Below are 16,098 nucleotides of genomic sequence, written 5' to 3'. Positions count from 1 at the left end.
GGAGTTTGTGTCAAAATACGCTGATAATTCAGCTTTTATAGCCCTATACGATTGATGCGAACCGAGTTCGCCTTATCTCCAACCTCAAACTGTCTCCCAGACAGTTTGAGCTATGCGGAGGTGGGACTAAAGACTTGTTGACGAAATCGAATTTCTTCGAAATTACCGATTTCTGTCCCACTCTCATTTCCGATAGATGCGACTGATGGTTAACAAAGCAAACAGTAGCACGGACAGGATGGTTAAGATGAGGAGGCTTGAAGAAATAGCTTTACCCATGATGAAGATATGAACAAACGGGGAAAAACAAATGCAGCTAATCAAGATATAGCTTAAGAGCGGTATTTCTCCCATTCCAGCAAAAAAGTGCTGAAAACTGTTTCTTTTATCTAGGCTCAACAATGACCAAATGATTAAAAGCAGGCCTAGAATAAACAGAGAGAGCTCAAAAAACTGATTTTCTGGTTTCATAAAAGGCACAAGATACATGCTGACCAGAACAAATTGAAAGCTTCCTAAAAGAGTGTGAGCAAGAGAAAACACCATAATTTGTGATAGGAACTCTCACCCCTTATACAATAAAAACCTACTACACCGCCTAGAAATGCTGGTACAGTAGGTTTTTTCTTACAAACTTTGGCTTAAGAGCAGGGTCCAGGAGGCGTCGTCATAGGTGAAGATGAGTTCCTTTTCATCATTGAAGCCATAGATTAATTTCAGGTTGAGTTTCTCACCCGGCGCCAACTTCTCGGGAATATCGACATCATAAGTCCGGTAATCAAGTGAGAGATAGTCTTCAGAATCCCCATCATAAAGGGAAAAGCTATATTCATCAAAATAGAATTCTTCCTCTAGGGTATTTTCAACCACCAGGTCTACAACGAGGGCATTAGCATAGTAGGTTTCTATGAGCTCGACAGCAGGGTCCTCCTTCATGGATTGAACCGTTACCTTCAGACCATCGTCAAATTCAACCGTTTCCCCAATCTCATAATCGGTATAGGTTGACAAATCTTCATAGTATTCGTTGCTATTGCCATTGTAATCTGATTGACTGATTTCCGATGCCCCGATAAAAAAGAGCAGAACCAGCACCAAGGTACCCAAGACAAGCGAAATCACAGCCCCTGCAATCGTTGTCCAAAACAAGGGCTGCTTGTGAAGGGGCTTTTTGCGGTAATAAACAATCCCGTCTTCAATCACAAATTCCTTTGGAAACATATTCCTTCTCCTCTTTTTCCATAAAATCTCATTTCGGGTTGCCCGCCATGATGCTAATTTGGGGCAACTCAATACCAGCCTGAACCAAGGCTTCTTGATATAAGCCATAGAAGGTATGATAAATATAGCTCTGTTGGCCATTTTCTACGGTCAAATGGACGCGGTAAGAAAACTGCCCACTTGGTGAAGCCTGAGCTCCCAGGACGACACAGTCCTTGATGGTTGGATAGTCGGATAGATACTTCTCATTGACTGCTTCGATAACCTGAGCCACCTTTTCTAGATCCGCTCTTGGTGAAAGAGGAATATCAATCCGAGCCCGCATATCACCACGGGATTTGTTGCTGACAACCAGGATGTTGCGGTTAGGGATGAAATGCAAAGTCCCATCCGCATCCCGCACTTGTGTGGTCCGAATCCCGACGCTGACAATGGTTCCCTCAATGGTAATGGGGCCATTGGTCAGGCGAACCACATCGCCCACATCAAACTGGTGCTCGATGAGGATAAAGAAACCATTGACCAGATCCGACAGGAAGCCCTGGGCTCCTAGACCAATGGCCACTCCTGCAATCCCCGCACCAGCCAAGAGGCTCGACACAGGCAGGCCCAAAATGCTCAAAACCCAGTAAATCAGAATAAAGTAGAGGGCATAATTGAGAATATTTTCCACCAAACGGGTGATGGTCTTTTGCCGACCCTGATCCTGTCTGGCTAACTTCAGGGATGGGGCCAAGAGCTTCTTGACAGACAAGTGAACTAGCTTCTTGGTGATTAAAAAGACAATATAGAGCAAGATGAGAGACAGTAGCTTGTTAAAAACAGTGGTCAGGATGCTGTCCAGATTAAATTGGGATAAATAATTTTGAATAAAGGTCATGTCATACTTTCTGGATTGGGTTATTTTTCCTACTATTATAACAAATTTTTGCAAAAGGGTTCGAGAAAGTCATCCCGAACCCATGTCTATTCTGCTCCCAAAAGGGTTAAAAATCCCCCATACCCTGCTTCTGCCATCTGATCCCTGGGAATAAAGCGCAGGGCTGCCGAATTGATACAGTAACGCAGTCCGCCCTTATCATGCGGTCCATCATCAAAGACATGGCCCAGATGGGCTTGACCTGCCCGGCTTCTGACCTCAATGCGGTTCATGCCATGGGACAGGTCCTGAACATAGAGGGCCACTTCCTTGGAAATGGGTCTGGTAAAGGAGGGCCAGCCACAGCCTGAATCAAACTTATCTGTTGAGAGAAAGAGGGGCTCACCTGTGGTGATATCCACATAGATGCCCGCCTCCTCGCTGTCCCAAAAGGCATTCGAGAAGGGCCGTTCTGTCGCGGATTCCTGGGTCACTGCATATTCTTCTGGACTCAAGCGAGCCCTGAGTTCCTCATCTGATGGTTTTGGATAGGCTTTGGCATCAATCAAGGGAATCTGAGACTGGCTGACATCGATATGGCAGTAGCCGCCAGGATTTTTCTTGAGGTAATCTTGGTGGTAGTCTTCCGCATTGATAAAATGCCGCAAGGCCTCCACCTCAACTGCCAAGGGTCCACGCCCCATCAGAGTCTCCTGGTCCGCCATGACAGTCTGGATGTCGGCCAAATCAGCCTCGTCCACATAATAGATACCCGTCCGATACTGGCGACCCCTGTCAGGCCCCTGTTGATTGATAGAAAAAGGATCAATCACGCGGAAATAGTAGAGCAGGATTTCCCGCAATGAAATGGTCTCCGATTCATAGCGAACCAAAACCGTTTCTGCATGGTCGGTCTGCTTGAGCAGCTGATAAGAGGTCGTCTCAACCTGACCATTGGCATAACCAACCCGCGTCTCCAAGACCCCCTCAATCTGGGAAAAATACTCTTCCAGACCCCAGAAACAACCACCTGCTAGATAAATTTCCTTCACTGCCATCAACTTTCCTTTCTTTTTTCAAAAAAACTCGGAACAGGTCCGAGTTTGTGCTTAGCTGATTTCAGCCAAAATAGCTAAAATTTGCGCCTTGGAGTGGACACCTGCCCCCTGCTTGACCACCTGTCCATCTTTCTGGAACATGAGGGTCGGGATGGACATGATGCCGAATTGACGGGCTGTTTCAGGATTTTCATCCACATCCATTTTGAAAATACGCAATTCGTCCTCATCCACTTCGGAAGACAACTGCTCTAAAATCGGCGCCTGCATGCGGCATGGGCCACACCAGGTTGCCCAGAAGTCAATTAGGACTACGCCTTCTTTTGTTTCTTCGACAAAGTTTGCATCTGTAACTGCTTGTACCATGATTTTTTCTCCGTTTCTTTTCTTTGTACTGTTATTCTACACCAAAAAGAACTTTTTTCCAAAAATTTGCTACGGCTGGGATTGGACTCGGCCTGCTTGAAGTGGTAGAATGAAAAGCAACCAAGAAAGGGGGACAAATGATGACAAGCATCTATGATTTTACAGTAAGGGCCCAGGATGGACAACCCATTTCTCTCAAGAACTATACCGACAAGGTCCTACTAGTCGTCAATACGGCCACAGGCTGCGGACTGACATCCCAGTATAAGGGCCTTCAGGAACTCTACGACCGCTATCAGGACCAAGGCTTTGAGGTCCTCGATTTTCCCTGCAACCAGTTTTTAGGTCAGGCACCCGGTACGGCAGATGAAATCAACAGTTTTTGTAGTCTCAACTACCAGACCAGCTTCCCCCGCTTTGCCAAAATCAAGGTCAACGGCAAGGAAGCAGACCCTCTCTACACCTGGCTCAAGTCCCAAGCCTCCGGTCCTCTAGGAAAGGCCATCGAGTGGAACTTTGCCAAGTTTCTCATTGACCGAGAGGGTCAGGTAGTCCAGCGCTTCTCCGCCAAGACGGAGCCCAAGGAGCTGGAGGAGGAGATTCTGGTTCAAATCGGGAAACCAAATCAATCCAATATAGTAAAAACCTTACGCTGGTAAGGTTTTTCACTTTACTTAAAGGTCACAATCGTACATCCAGATCCACCGGCATTTTGGGGGGCGTAGCCAAATTCCTTGACATTGCGGTTGCGACGCAGGTACTTGGTAACGGCCTCACGGATGACACCTGTGCCGATTCCATGGACAATATCGACCTGGGCCATGTTATTAAGTAAGGCTTGATCGATAAACTCATCCAGTTCCTGCATGGCTTCCTCGTAGCGCTTGCCTCGTAGGTCCAACCTGGCCCGAGGGCCCTTGCCGCTGCTGCGTTTGACCACATGGACCTGCTTTTGCTGAGGCTGGCTGTCTTTTTCAGCCTTGACTAGACCAAATTCCTCCCGTTTCAGGGTCATCTTGATGAGACCGACCTGGGCTTCCCAGCGGCCATCCTTGAGTTGATTGACCAGGGTTCCCCTTTGGCCATAGGCGGTTACCAGGATTTCGTCGCCCACCTTGGCAGCCCGTTCGGCCTTGGCCTTTTTCAAGACCTTGTTTTTGGATAGGTCCACTACCTCAGGGGCTAAGTTCTTCAGCTGACTCTTGGCTTCAATAATCTGGTGGGGTTTGAGGCTGGCCTGATCATGGAGATTCTTGAGAATGTCCTCACTCTCAGCCAGGGCCAAGTCCACAATGTCCTTGGCCTCCAGACGGGCCTTGTTGAGAAGATTTTCCCGCTCCCGATTGAGCTCATCATAGAGTTTGCGCAGAACTCGGTTCATCTTGAGATTTTCCTGCTCCACTTCTCGGATATGGTCCAGGCGTTTGCGGCTTTCTAGGGTTTGTTTTTCCAGCCGTTCAATGACCCGGTTGACATCGCTGTCCGTATCCGTCCATTCCTGGGCTGCTCGGAACACGATTTCCGCCAAGCCTAGCCTACGGGCGATTTCAAAGGCATTGGACCGGCCAGGGACCCCCTGCATAAAGCGGTAAGTCGGTCGCAGACTGTCCGTGTCAAACTCCATGCTGGCATTTTCCACCTGAGGGGTCTCGATACCGTAAGCCTTGAGCTCTGGATAGTGGGTGGTCGCCATGGTCTTGATTCCCCGCAGACGGAGATCATCCAAAATGGCCATGGCCAAGGACGCCCCCTCCTGAGGGTCTGTCCCCGCTCCCAGCTCGTCAAAAAGGACCAGAGAATCCTCATCCGCCTCTTTCATGATGGCCACAATATGGGTCATATGGCTGGAGAAGGTGGATAGACTCTGCTCGATCGACTGCTCGTCCCCGATGTCTGCAAAGATTTCTTTGAAAACAGCCACGCGGCTGCCTACATCAGCAAGGATGGGCAGGCCCGACTGGGCCATCAGATGGGTCAATCCTAGGGTTTTGAGCAAGATGGTCTTCCCACCTGTATTGGGACCAGTGATGACAATGGCCTTGAGTTGACTGCCAAAGCGGACATCATTGGCGACAGGGTTATTGATGAGGGGATGGCGGACATTGAGAAGGGCAATGTCTTGCTTATCCGACAGGGTCGGAACAACTGCCTCATGCTTGCGGGCAAAGAGATGTTTGGCCCGGACCAAATCCAGGTGCCCGATGACCCAGGCATTGTTACCGATGATGCCGCTATGGGGCCGCAAGAGGCTAGACATCTCCCGCAAAATCCGCGCCACTTCGTGCCGCTCCTCCGCCCGCAAATGCGTGACGTCTTCATTGAGACTGACCACCGCCCGAGGCTCGATGTAGACCGTTGACCCAGAGGCGGAGATATCATGGACAATCCCTGCGATCCGATTGCGGTAGGTATTTTTCACAGGCAGGACATTGCGGCCATTTCTGCTGGCCAGGATACTGTCTGACAGCATATCCGCCTTGGTCTTGAGCAAATCCTGCAAGACCTGGCGAACCTGGCTTTCTTTTTCCTGAATCTGGCGGCGGATTTTCAGCAGTTCTTCACTGGCAAAATCTTCCAAAAAGCCAGCGTCATTAAGAGCCATGAGGGTTCCTTGAAGTCCCGGGAAGGTTTCGATTTTTTCAAAGAGCTTGTCCAGCTGCCGCAGCTGGACATTTTCTAAATTAGAATAAAAGTCAACCAATTCCTTGGAGACTGTCAGGACCCGCTTGACCGCTAGGAGCTCCATGATATTGAGGTCAGCTTCCAAGTCCAGGCGGTGCATGGCCGGCCCAATCTCCTGAGTCGCTCCCAGACTGAAATGGGGATAATGGACAAAGAGGTCTGCCATATCCTTGAGCTCATCAAAGGCCTGCTGGATGCGCGAAATTTCTGACATAGGGCTAACATCTGCAAGTTCCTTTTGACCTTGCTCAGTCACCACCAAAGGTTCCAAGAGACTTCTGACCTTGTTAAATTCTAAGGTTTCTAAAATATTTCTGTTCATAGTTTCTACTTATTTAAAAAGAGCAAGGACAAGCCTCACCCGATTGTATTGATAACCCAGAGCTGACGCAACCATTGGCTGGTCAAAGGGGTGTTGATGATGACATTGGCCACAAAACTCTTGTGCAAGGTATCTTGAACAAGCGGAACCGGTATGGTCGCAAGAATAGTCAGTGCTAGTTGTAGGGAAATGATGGTCACAAGGACGGACAAAATCCCACTTACCAGGTTCATCTTGGTCGTTTCTGGATCGATAAAGCGCACCAGATGCATGAAAATCCCCAAAAATCGCATGATGATATAGACCAGCAGATAGATGGTTAGAAAGGCGAGACCGGCATAAAAGATTTGATCCAAATCGAACAAGTACTTGCTGTCAAAATAATAGGTACTGGATCCTTCTGTAGCATTGGCAAAGGGAATCCAGAGATAGAAAATACTAGCTAATTTCTTATAACTTCCTGCTGCAACCAGCAAGGCAAGGACCGAGGAAAAGCAGTAAAAGATTTGCAAAACGACGCCACGACTGTAGCCGATATAAAAGCTCCAGGCTAAAATGAGCAATAAAATAATTGAAATCATACCTGTTCCTCTAGTTCATCTAAATCTACCAAGGTCACGTTCTTCTTCAGGACCATTTCCTTGACATTGGCCAGCTCGGCCTCCACCTTGGCATGTTCCATCTCCCGCAACAACTGGACAGACAGGGCATTGATGGCTAAGAGTAGAGCTTTGGTTTCAGCATCGGCATTGGGTAATTTCTCGTCGATGGCCTGGTATTTTTCCTGAACAAGACGCTCAATTTCTTCCATAAAGAGGTTATCGTGCTCGGTTGTAACTGTCAGTTGCTTTTTTCCAAATGTAAATTTGTATCGATTTAAGTTCTTCATAAAAATACCTCAAACTCTATTATACCGTAAAAGCCCCTTTTTGACTAATGGGAAATGTCTCATAGCGAATGCTTACGGCGGGCAAAATCCACGAATTGGAATTTGTCAATCTTATGCCGACTCTCCGTGTACTGAAATTGCCTCGTATCTCCTAGGTAAACGCGAGATCGAATTAAAACGAGATAATCATCCTGATTGTCCATGAGCAGGCGCTCCCTTTCGGTCGAAGCCTGGATGGTAATTTCCTTCTGAGCATAGGAAATATCCAAGCCCAGTTCCTCCTCCAAATGAGCATAAATCGAGGTCTGCGCAATCTCCTGTGTCAAGTTGGGCACACAATCTTTGGCTAGATAGTCTAAATCTAAGACAGAGACAATCCCGTCAATGGACCGGGTCCGCAGAAGCTTCCAAACCTGACTTCCCTCAGGAAAGCCTGTCTGCAGGGCGGTCTGTTCATCCACTGTCATCAAGTCCAAACTGATAACTCGGGTCTGGCTATTGAGACCTAGACTGTCAACCAATTCCTTATAGGAGGTCAGACCTGATACAGGAAAATTGAGCAATTCCTGCTTAAGGACCTGAGAGCCTCGGCCTTGAACCTTTTGAATTAATCCTTTTTCTGTCAAGAGCCGAAGGGCCTTTCGGACCGTATCTCGACTGACTCCATACTGGTCCTGCAACTCTTTCTCTGTTGGCAATAAGACCCCTGCTAGGTAGCTGCCATTGAGAATCTTTTCTTGTAAATCATTGAAAATTTCTTGATATTTTTTCATAACTTCTTTCATTGTTCTGCTTTTTTACATACATGTTCTGGACTATTATATCAAAAAAAATTTTTTTTGAAAAAAAGCTTGCATTTTATTTGGAAATCGGTTACAATAATCCCGTAAACGATTTGTACGTACAAATCAAATATATTCTTTTTCATAAAAGGAGACATTATGGGAAAATTTGAAAACGATGCCAAAGCCCTGCTAGAAGCAGTAGGCGGCAAGGAGAATGTTGCGGCAGTATCCCACTGTGCAACTCGTATGCGTTTCGTCTTAAATGACGAAAAGAAGGCCAATGTCAAGGCCATTGAAAACCTGTCAGCGGTTAAGGGAACCTTTACCAATGCAGGTCAATTCCAGGTCATCATCGGCAACGATGTACCTATCTTCTACAACGACTTCACTGCCGTTTCTGGTATCGAAGGCGTATCTAAAGAAGCAGCTAAATCTGCTGCGAAGCAAAACCTCAATCCAGTACAACGTGTTCTAACCATGTTGGCTGAAATCTTCACTCCGATTATCCCAGCCATCATCGTAGGTGGTTTGATCCTCGGTTTCCGTAACGTTTTGGAATCTGTAGGTATGCCTTGGTTGGGACAACAAGTCGTTGACGGAGCCAAAGTTTTTGACGTAGACGGTAACCCTGTTTGGAATACCATCACCATGGTTTCTCCTTTCTGGAGCGGGGTCAACCACTTCCTCTGGTTACCAGGTGAAGCCATCTTCCACTTCTTACCAGTGGGAATCACGTGGTCTGTATCACGTAAGATGGGTACAACTCAAATCTTAGGTATCGTCCTTGGTATCTGTTTGGTATCCCCACAATTGCTCAATGCCTACGCTGTACCTAGTACTGATGCCGCTACCATCGCAAGCGATTGGGTGTGGAATTTCGGTTCCTTCACTATCAACCGTATCGGTTACCAAGCGCAAGTTATTCCAGCCCTTTTGGCGGGTCTGACTCTTGCTAATCTGGAAATCTTCTGGCGTAAACGTATCCCAGAAGTGGTTTCTATGATTTTTGTGCCATTCCTATCCCTTCTTCCAGCCCTTATCTTGGCCCACACTGTCCTTGGACCATTTGGTTGGTGGTTGGGTCAAGGCTTGTCTTCTATCGTATTGGCTGGTTTGACCGGATCATTCAAATGGCTCTTCGGCGCTATCTTTGGTGCCCTCTATGCTCCATTCGTTATCACTGGTCTCCACCACATGACCAATGCGATCGATACCCAGTTGATTGCGGATGCTGGTGGAACTGGTCTCTGGCCAATGATTGCCCTCTCTAATATTGCTCAAGGTTCAGCTGTTTTAGCTTACTACTTCATGAACCGTCACAGTGAAAAAGAAGCTCAAATCTCCCTTCCAGCTGCAATTTCAGCTTACTTGGGAGTTACCGAGCCTGCCCTCTTCGGGGTTAACGTCAAATACATCTATCCATTCGTTGCTGGCTTGATTGGTTCTGGTATTGCTGGTTTGATTTCAACAAGCCTCAACATCACAGCCAATGCCATCGGTGTCGGTGGTTTACCAGGAATCTTAGCGATCAAGGCACAATACTGGGGAGCATTCCTCTTGGCTATGGCTGTAGCCATTGCTGTCCCATTCGCCCTAACCTTCTTCTTCCGCAAAGCTGGTATTCTGACCAAGGCTGAAGACGAAGCCAAAGCTGACTTTGTAGCAGCTCCTCTTGTAGAAGAAGTTACAGAAGTTGTCAAAGAAGAGGTTGCTGCAGGTACAACATTTTCAATCCTCAGCCCGCTGACTGGTGAAGCCAAAGAGTTGAGTCAGGCACAAGACCCTGTTTTTGCGCAAGGTGTGATGGGACAAGGTGTTCTTATCCAACCGAGCGAAGGCAAATTGCTGGCTCCAGTTGATGGAACAGTATCCGTTCTCTTCCCAACCAAACATGCGGTTGGCCTATCTTCAACAGATGGTGTCGAACTGCTCATGCACATCGGTATGGACACTGTTAACCTAGAAGGCCAAGGCTTCACAGCCCATGTAGCTCAAGGAGACAGCGTTAAGGCTGGTGATCTGCTCATCACCTTTGATATGGAAGCCATTCAGGCAGCTGGTTACCCAACTGAAACTCCTGTTATCATTACCAACCAAGATGCCTATGCTCCAGCTGACCTTCCTGCCCTTCCAACAGATGTTGTTGCAGGTCAGGCCCTGTTTGCAGCTGTTAAAAAATAAACTGTAAAACGAAACAGGCCTGGCAGACAAGAACCGCCAGGCTTGTAGTGTTTATGGCTGAAAAGAAAAAAGGAGAAAGAATGACCTTTGATAAGAGACAGGTTGTCTACCAAATTTATCCAAAATCCTATAAAGATACGACCGGAAATGGTGTGGGGGACCTGCGTGGAATCATCGAAAAACTGCCTTATTTGCAGGAATTGGGTGTTGATGTCATCTGGCTCAATCCCTTCTATCCTAGTCCTCAGCGGGACAATGGCTATGATATATCGGATTACACTGCTGTCAATCCCCTCTTTGGGACCATGGCAGACTTTGAAGAACTGGCCCAAAAAGCTAAGGAACATGGTATCGAGCTCATGCTGGACATGGTCCTCAACCACTGCTCGACTGAGCACGAATGGTTCCAGAAGGCCCTAGCTGGCGATCCCTATTACCAGGATTTCTTCATCCTGCGAGATAAGCCAACAGACTGGGTTTCCAAGTTTGGCGGCAATGCCTGGGCTCCCTTTGGAGACACTGGGAAATACTACCTCCACCTCTTTGATATCACCCAAGCCGATCTCAACTGGCGAAACCCCCATGTCCGCGAGGAGATGTTCAAGGTGGTCAATTTCTGGCGAGAAAAAGGGGTCAAGGGTTTCCGATTTGATGTCATTAATCTGATTGGTAAGGACGAGGTCCTCAAGGACAATCCTAACTTTGATGGTAAACCAGAATACACAGACCGTCCCATCAACCACGACTATTTGAAAATGCTCAACAAGGCAAGCTTTGGCCAGGACCAGGACGGTGTGACCGTTGGGGAAATGAGCTTTACTGATATTCCCAACTGCGTCCAGTACAGCAATCCTAAAAGTCAGGAACTGGACATGGTCTTCAACTTCCACCACCTCAAGGTGGACTATGAAAAGGGCCAAAAATGGACCCTCAAGGCTTTTGACTTTGAAGAACTCAAGACCCTCTTCCATACCTGGGGAGAAGGCATGAGTGCTGGCAATGGCTGGTCTGCCCTCTTCTGGAACAACCATGACCAACCCCGTTCCCTCAACCGCTTCGTCGATGTCAAAAACTTCCGCACAGAAGGGGCCACCATGCTGGCGGCTGCCATCCATCTTTCCAGAGGAACACCTTATATCTATATGGGTGAAGAAATCGGTATGGTTGACCCTGATTTTGATTCCATGGCTGATTATGTGGATGTGGAGTCCATCAATGCCTACCAGGAGCTCCTAGCGGCTGGCAAGTCTGAAAGAGAGGCCTTCGCCATTATCCAGGCCAAGTCCCGTGATAATTCCCGCACTCCGATGCAATGGGATGCCAGCGAAAATGCTGGTTTCACCACCGGAACCCCTTGGCTCAAGGCTGGTAAGACCTACAAAGAAATCAATGTTGAGAATGAGAAGTCTGGTAAGATTTTCCGCTTCTATCAAGACTTGATTCAACTGCGCAAAGCCTTGCCACTGATCGCCGAAGGCGACTACAAGGCAGCCTACCAAGACAGCGACAAAGTCTATGCCTTCGAACGCCAGCTGGATAACCAGAAACTCCTAGTCCTCAACAACTTCTTCCCTGAGGAAGTGACCATCCAGCTCCCAGCCAATTACCAGACCGGCAAGGTCCTCATCAGCAATTACGATGGGGTAGAACTAACTGAAAGCCTAGTATTGCAGCCATATCAAACCTTGGCGATTGAGCTGTAACATTGCGACTCTGACAGTTTTCTGTCAGAGTTTTTTTGTTTGAGCCCAATGAAGCCGATTTCAGACGGAAGCAAATTGGGCCAAATAGAACTGGTTTTTTCCATTTCTTTCCGCTACACTAGAATTAGGAATATCGCTAGAAAGGAGGATACATGTTTAATCAAAAAACACTGGTGATCTTGTTGACTCTCTTAAACGAGCCATCCATTTCCCTCTACGCCCTTTCTGTCAAGACCAAGTTTTCCATCAAGGAACTGCAAGAGCAGGTAGAAAATTTGAATGACTATTTTCAAAGCAAGGGCTTGCCAGAATTGATAGTGGCTGATGGTTCCTACTTTCTGCCTGAGATAATCGTGGAACAGGCTCAGGAAATTATTGAAGAACTAAAAGAGGAACAACTTTATCTAGCTCAAAATGAGCGGATTTACCTCATCTACCTCTATACCTTCTGCCGTCGAGATTTTGTCTCTAACCACCATTATCAGGATTTCTTAAAGGTGAGTAAGAACACCTCTCTGGCAGATATCAAAATGCTGAGGGAATGGATGCAGGAGTCTGACTTGCAATTGACCTACACCAGGGCCGAAGGTTACTCCATTCACGGACAGGAAAAGGATAAGCACCGACTGGCACTCTTCGCTATTAGTCAGTTGCTCTCTCTACCGATTGGCTCTTGGACCCTTCACCATATCTTGTCCGCCTGGAACTATCCCAATCATTTCGAAAAGTTATTGCAACGGACTGAGGAATATTATCTGGCCTTTCAGCTAACACCCATTCAAAACCGATTAGAGGAATGTCTCTATCTCTTGCTGTTCATCCTCTATCGGTATGGTCGAGTTAGCAAGTATGCTCATCTAGAGAAAGATTCTTTTTCCCAATCTCTTCAAGCACTGACAGACATTATTATACAGGATGTCCTGACTGATTTTTCCTTGAAACGGCCCTTGACAGACCAGGAAAAAAATTACCTGTCAGGAATCCTATCCGGTTGCTTTGAGGGAGAACTTGAAAAAAATGACTCCTACTTTCAGGTCTTAACCAAGGCTGTTGTCGAAAAAATGGAGGAAGTATCTCTCTTAAATTTTGAGGAACGTGAGCAACTGGAAGAAGGCTTGAAACGCCATCTAATTCCAGCCTACTTCCGATTGAAATACCGCCTATTCAGCACCAATTCCTATACGGAACAAATTAAAAAAAGTTATCCCGAACTATTCGAATTGGTCCAGGGCGCCCTGCAACCCTTAGAAAATGAAATTGGCTATGCCATTCCAGATTCAGAAATCTCTTATTTTGTGGTCCATTTTGGAGGCTTTTTGCAGTCACATCCGCAATCTCAGCTTCCCTACCGGGCTGTTGTCATCTGTCCAAATGGTGTTAGTTCATCGCTCATCCTCAGGGAAAATCTGAAGAAGCTTTTTCCAAAGATTGCCTTTAGCTATACCACCAGATTAGAGCAACTGAGCCTGCTGGATGAGTCCAGCTATGATCTTATTTTTTCAACCGTGGAGCTTTCATCCACTAAGCCGACCTTTCCCGTATCGGTCTTGATGACGGAGGAACAGGCCCAAAGCTTGGTCGAACTAGTTACCAGAGACTTCCCAGATGCCTGCGAAGGTACTATTCTGCTGGAACAACTGATGGAGACCATCAAACAGTTTAGCAATGTCCATCAAGAGGCTGCGCTCCGTGCTGCGCTTCGGACATTGCTCTTACAATCCCATGAACAAAGAAAGGAAGTGAAGCCCTTGTTACAGGAATTAATTACAGAGGCTACTTATCAAACCAGCTCCGAAAGGTTAGATTGGAAATCAGCCATTCGATTGGCAGCCAAGCCTCTTCTGGATTCAGGACAAATTGAAGAGACATATCCCGAAGCCATGATTGCCAAGGTTCAAGAATTCGGTCCCTTCATCGACTTAGGAAAAGGAATCGCCATTCCCCACGCGCGACCAGAAGATGGCGTCAATCGAGTGGGCATGTCCATGCTGGTCTTGGAACATCCTATTTACTTGCTGGATGACCCCAAACATGAAATTCGGTTATTGATTTGCATTGCAGCTGTGGACAATGAAACCCATCTCAAGGCCCTGTCTCATTTAACAACTATTTTAAGGGATGCTACAAATGTCAATGCTCTTCTAGTATCCAAATCTTATTCCGAAATCAAAAATATTATTCAACAGGAGGCGTAATCTTATGTTACGAATTGGTGCAGCATGTGGTTCAGGATTGGGTTCAAGCTTTATGGTTCAAATGAACATTGAATCCATCTTACGTGATTTAGGTGTTTCAGATGTGGAAGTGGAACACTATGATTTAGGTGGGGCAACAGCCAGTGATGCGGATGTCTGGATTGTCGGCCGTAACTTGGCTGACTCTGCCAGCCACCTTGGTGATGTTCGTCCACTCAATAGCATTATTGATATGGATGAATTAAAAGAAGTGGTGACAGCCATTTGTCAGGAAAAGGGGCTTCTCTAGTCAAATGAAAAAGGTTTGACCACTGATTCGTTAACCGGTTGCCTGATACTCAACTGGACTAGCCAATCTAGTGGTTCACCGAAGTCCCCTAGGAAAGAAAGCTGGCCCAAACTCAATGCAAAGGAGATGAACATCCGCCTTAATTGTTCCATTCTTACTATGGGTTGTGTGGCCCCACTATTGTCATTAAAGGAGAAGATTATGTTAGATTTCTTAATTGATATTGCCAAGACACCTGCCATCTTGGTAGCCTTAATTGCCATTTTAGGATTGGCCCTTCAAAAAAAATCTGCTTCGGATCTTGTAAAGGGAGGTATTAAGACCTTTGTCGGATTCCTGGTTGTTGGAGGCGGAGCCACCTTGCTCCTGACAGCCTTACAACCATTTGGTCAAATGTTTGAAGTAGCCTTCAACCTAAAAGGAGTTGTTCCAAACAATGAAGCCATTGTCGCCCTGGCCCTTAACGAATATGGGACTGCTACTTCGCTCATCATGCTGGTCGGAATGGCTTTCAACATTCTGATTGCACGCTTTACCAAATTCAAATACATTTTCCTAACAGGTCACCATACCCTATATATGGCCTGTATGATTGCCGTTATCATGACCGTTGCAGGTTTCACCTCAGCAGGTTTGATTGTGATGGGTGGCTTGGCTCTTGGTATTATCATGACCTTATCACCAGCCTTTGTCCAAAAATACATGATTCAATTAACGGGCAATGATAAGGTAGCCCTCGGTCACTTTAGTGCCCTTGGCTACTGGCTCAGTGGCTTTGTGGGCGGTCTGGTTGGTGATAAATCCAAATCAACAGAGGACATCAAATTCCCTAAAGGATTGGCCTTCTTGCGTGATTCAACCGTCAGCATTGCCATCTCGATGTCCATCATTTATATCATCGTTGCTATCTTTGCAGGCTCTGACTACATTGAAACAGATCTGAGCGGTGGTACAAACTCTATGGTTTATGCCTTGCAACTAGGCGGAACCTTTGCCGGAGGAGTCTTTGTCATCCTATCTGGTGTCCGCCTCATCTTGGCAGAAATTGTTCCAGCCTTCAAAGGCATCTCTGAAAAATTGGTTCCCAACTCCAAACCAGCTCTGGACTGTCCAATTGTCTATCCATATGCTCCAAATGCCGTATTGATTGGTTTTATCTCCAGCTTCATTGGTGGTCTGGTCAGCATGGCTATCATGATTGCTACGGGTGGGGTTGTGATTCTACCAGGTGTCGTTCCTCACTTCTTCTGTGGCGCAACAGCAGGTGTCATGGGGAATGCTTCTGGCGGTATCCGAGGTTCCATTGTCGGGGCCTTTATGCAAGGGGTTCTCATCAGTTTCCTACCTGTCTTCCTCCTTCCAGTTCTTGGAAACCTTGGCTTTGCAGGGTCAACCTTCTCTGATGCTGATTTCGGACTCTCCGGTATCTTCTTAGGTCTTCTGGCTAAAAACGGCGGAGTCGTGACCGTTTCTATTGGTATCTTTGTCGTCCTAGCTGGCATGTTGGCCCTCACTGTTTTTGGAAAAAAAGAGTCTAAGGAGGGGTAA

At 46.8% G+C, this 16,098-nt stretch carries 13 protein-coding genes and 1 pseudogene; 6 read left to right on the top strand and 8 right to left on the bottom strand.

The features are described from left to right. Positions 1–627: 627 nt before the first annotated feature. The 4 genes and pseudogenes from ACEYCN_RS01990 to trxA form a co-directional block, all read right to left on the bottom strand. A complete protein-coding gene (locus tag ACEYCN_RS01990) occupies positions 628–1,221 on the bottom strand; it encodes a DUF4352 domain-containing protein (RefSeq protein WP_373712627.1) in 594 nt (197 codons plus the stop codon). Between the two features lie 28 nt (positions 1,222–1,249). After that, positions 1,250–2,101: a mechanosensitive ion channel family protein gene (locus ACEYCN_RS01985; RefSeq protein WP_373712626.1), complete on the bottom strand. Its 852-nt coding sequence runs from the start codon at positions 2,099–2,101 to the stop codon at positions 1,250–1,252. A gap of 86 nt (positions 2,102–2,187) precedes the next feature. Continuing rightward, the gene (msrB, locus tag ACEYCN_RS01980; protein ID WP_373712630.1) at positions 2,188–3,132 is read right to left on the bottom strand and encodes a peptide-methionine (R)-S-oxide reductase MsrB; all 945 of its coding nucleotides are present in this window, start codon (positions 3,130–3,132) and stop codon (positions 2,188–2,190) included. A gap of 57 nt (positions 3,133–3,189) precedes the next feature. Then, a pseudogene (gene trxA, locus ACEYCN_RS01975) lies at positions 3,190–3,513 on the bottom strand (thioredoxin); the annotation flags it as partial. Positions 3,514–3,644: 131 nt separating this feature from the next. Here trxA and ACEYCN_RS01970 point away from each other — a divergent pair. Continuing rightward, entirely contained in the window at positions 3,645–4,163 is a 519-nt protein-coding gene (locus ACEYCN_RS01970; protein ID WP_373712629.1) for a glutathione peroxidase, read from the top strand. An 11-nt stretch (positions 4,164–4,174) separates the two neighbouring features. Here ACEYCN_RS01970 and ACEYCN_RS01965 read toward each other — a convergent pair whose 3' ends face one another. From ACEYCN_RS01965 to treR, 4 genes are read right to left on the bottom strand one after another with little or no spacing between them, the layout of a single operon-like run. Further along, positions 4,175–6,508: an endonuclease MutS2 gene (locus ACEYCN_RS01965; RefSeq protein ID WP_373712625.1), complete on the bottom strand. Its 2,334-nt coding sequence runs from the start codon at positions 6,506–6,508 to the stop codon at positions 4,175–4,177. A gap of 35 nt (positions 6,509–6,543) precedes the next feature. Then, positions 6,544–7,089: a CvpA family protein gene (locus tag ACEYCN_RS01960; protein WP_373712624.1), complete on the bottom strand. Its 546-nt coding sequence runs from the start codon at positions 7,087–7,089 to the stop codon at positions 6,544–6,546. Then, positions 7,086–7,397 (bottom strand): hypothetical protein, encoded by a 312-nt coding sequence (locus tag ACEYCN_RS01955; RefSeq protein ID WP_373712623.1) that lies wholly within the window; start codon positions 7,395–7,397, stop codon positions 7,086–7,088. The genes ACEYCN_RS01960 and ACEYCN_RS01955 overlap by 4 nt, the downstream gene beginning before the upstream one ends. A gap of 59 nt (positions 7,398–7,456) precedes the next feature. Further along, entirely contained in the window at positions 7,457–8,170 is a 714-nt protein-coding gene (gene treR / locus ACEYCN_RS01950; RefSeq protein ID WP_373712622.1) for a trehalose operon repressor, read from the bottom strand. A gap of 168 nt (positions 8,171–8,338) precedes the next feature. On the opposite strand from treR, the gene treP reads away from it, so the two are divergent. From treP to ACEYCN_RS01925, 5 genes are all read left to right on the top strand, one after another. Further along, positions 8,339–10,363 (top strand): PTS system trehalose-specific EIIBC component, encoded by a 2,025-nt coding sequence (treP, locus tag ACEYCN_RS01945; RefSeq protein ID WP_373712621.1) that lies wholly within the window; start codon positions 8,339–8,341, stop codon positions 10,361–10,363. Between the two features lie 80 nt (positions 10,364–10,443). Continuing rightward, the gene (treC, locus tag ACEYCN_RS01940) at positions 10,444–12,066 is read left to right on the top strand and encodes an alpha,alpha-phosphotrehalase (RefSeq protein WP_373712620.1); all 1,623 of its coding nucleotides are present in this window, start codon (positions 10,444–10,446) and stop codon (positions 12,064–12,066) included. Positions 12,067–12,218: 152 nt separating this feature from the next. Next, the gene (locus tag ACEYCN_RS01935; RefSeq protein WP_373712619.1) at positions 12,219–14,261 is read left to right on the top strand and encodes a transcription antiterminator; all 2,043 of its coding nucleotides are present in this window, start codon (positions 12,219–12,221) and stop codon (positions 14,259–14,261) included. A gap of 4 nt (positions 14,262–14,265) precedes the next feature. Continuing rightward, on the top strand, positions 14,266–14,550 hold the full coding sequence (locus tag ACEYCN_RS01930) for a PTS sugar transporter subunit IIB (RefSeq protein WP_373712618.1): 285 nt from the start codon (positions 14,266–14,268) through the stop codon (positions 14,548–14,550). Between the two features lie 201 nt (positions 14,551–14,751). After that, the gene (locus tag ACEYCN_RS01925; RefSeq protein WP_373712617.1) at positions 14,752–16,098 is read left to right on the top strand and encodes a PTS ascorbate transporter subunit IIC; all 1,347 of its coding nucleotides are present in this window, start codon (positions 14,752–14,754) and stop codon (positions 16,096–16,098) included.

Origin of the sequence: Streptococcus sp. (assembly GCF_041802885.1) — a bacterium.
GTDB lineage: Bacteria > Bacillota > Bacilli > Lactobacillales > Streptococcaceae > Streptococcus.
The sequence above is the reverse complement of the archived record's forward strand: the minus strand, read 5'-3'. Positions and strand labels throughout refer to the sequence as shown.

Bases quoted from the DNA above. Each gene is read 5' to 3' on its own strand.
- ACEYCN_RS01955 (WP_373712623.1), bottom strand. From the start codon at position 7,397: ATGAAGAACTTAAATCGATACAAATTTACATTTGGAAAAAAGCAACTG.
- treP (WP_373712621.1), top strand. From the start codon at position 8,339: ATGGGAAAATTTGAAAACGATGCCAAAGCCCTGCTAGAAGCAGTAGGC.
- ACEYCN_RS01935 (WP_373712619.1), top strand. From the start codon at position 12,219: ATGTTTAATCAAAAAACACTGGTGATCTTGTTGACTCTCTTAAACGAG.
- ACEYCN_RS01960 (WP_373712624.1), bottom strand. From the start codon at position 7,089: ATGATTTCAATTATTTTATTGCTCATTTTAGCCTGGAGCTTTTATATC.
- ACEYCN_RS01925 (WP_373712617.1), top strand. From the start codon at position 14,752: ATGTTAGATTTCTTAATTGATATTGCCAAGACACCTGCCATCTTGGTA.
- treC (WP_373712620.1), top strand. From the start codon at position 10,444: ATGACCTTTGATAAGAGACAGGTTGTCTACCAAATTTATCCAAAATCC.
- ACEYCN_RS01990 (WP_373712627.1), bottom strand. From the start codon at position 1,221: ATGTTTCCAAAGGAATTTGTGATTGAAGACGGGATTGTTTATTACCGC.
- ACEYCN_RS01970 (WP_373712629.1), top strand. From the start codon at position 3,645: ATGACAAGCATCTATGATTTTACAGTAAGGGCCCAGGATGGACAACCC.
- treR (WP_373712622.1), bottom strand. From the start codon at position 8,170: ATGAAAAAATATCAAGAAATTTTCAATGATTTACAAGAAAAGATTCTC.
- ACEYCN_RS01985 (WP_373712626.1), bottom strand. From the start codon at position 2,101: ATGACCTTTATTCAAAATTATTTATCCCAATTTAATCTGGACAGCATC.
- ACEYCN_RS01965 (WP_373712625.1), bottom strand. From the start codon at position 6,508: ATGAACAGAAATATTTTAGAAACCTTAGAATTTAACAAGGTCAGAAGT.
- ACEYCN_RS01930 (WP_373712618.1), top strand. From the start codon at position 14,266: ATGTTACGAATTGGTGCAGCATGTGGTTCAGGATTGGGTTCAAGCTTT.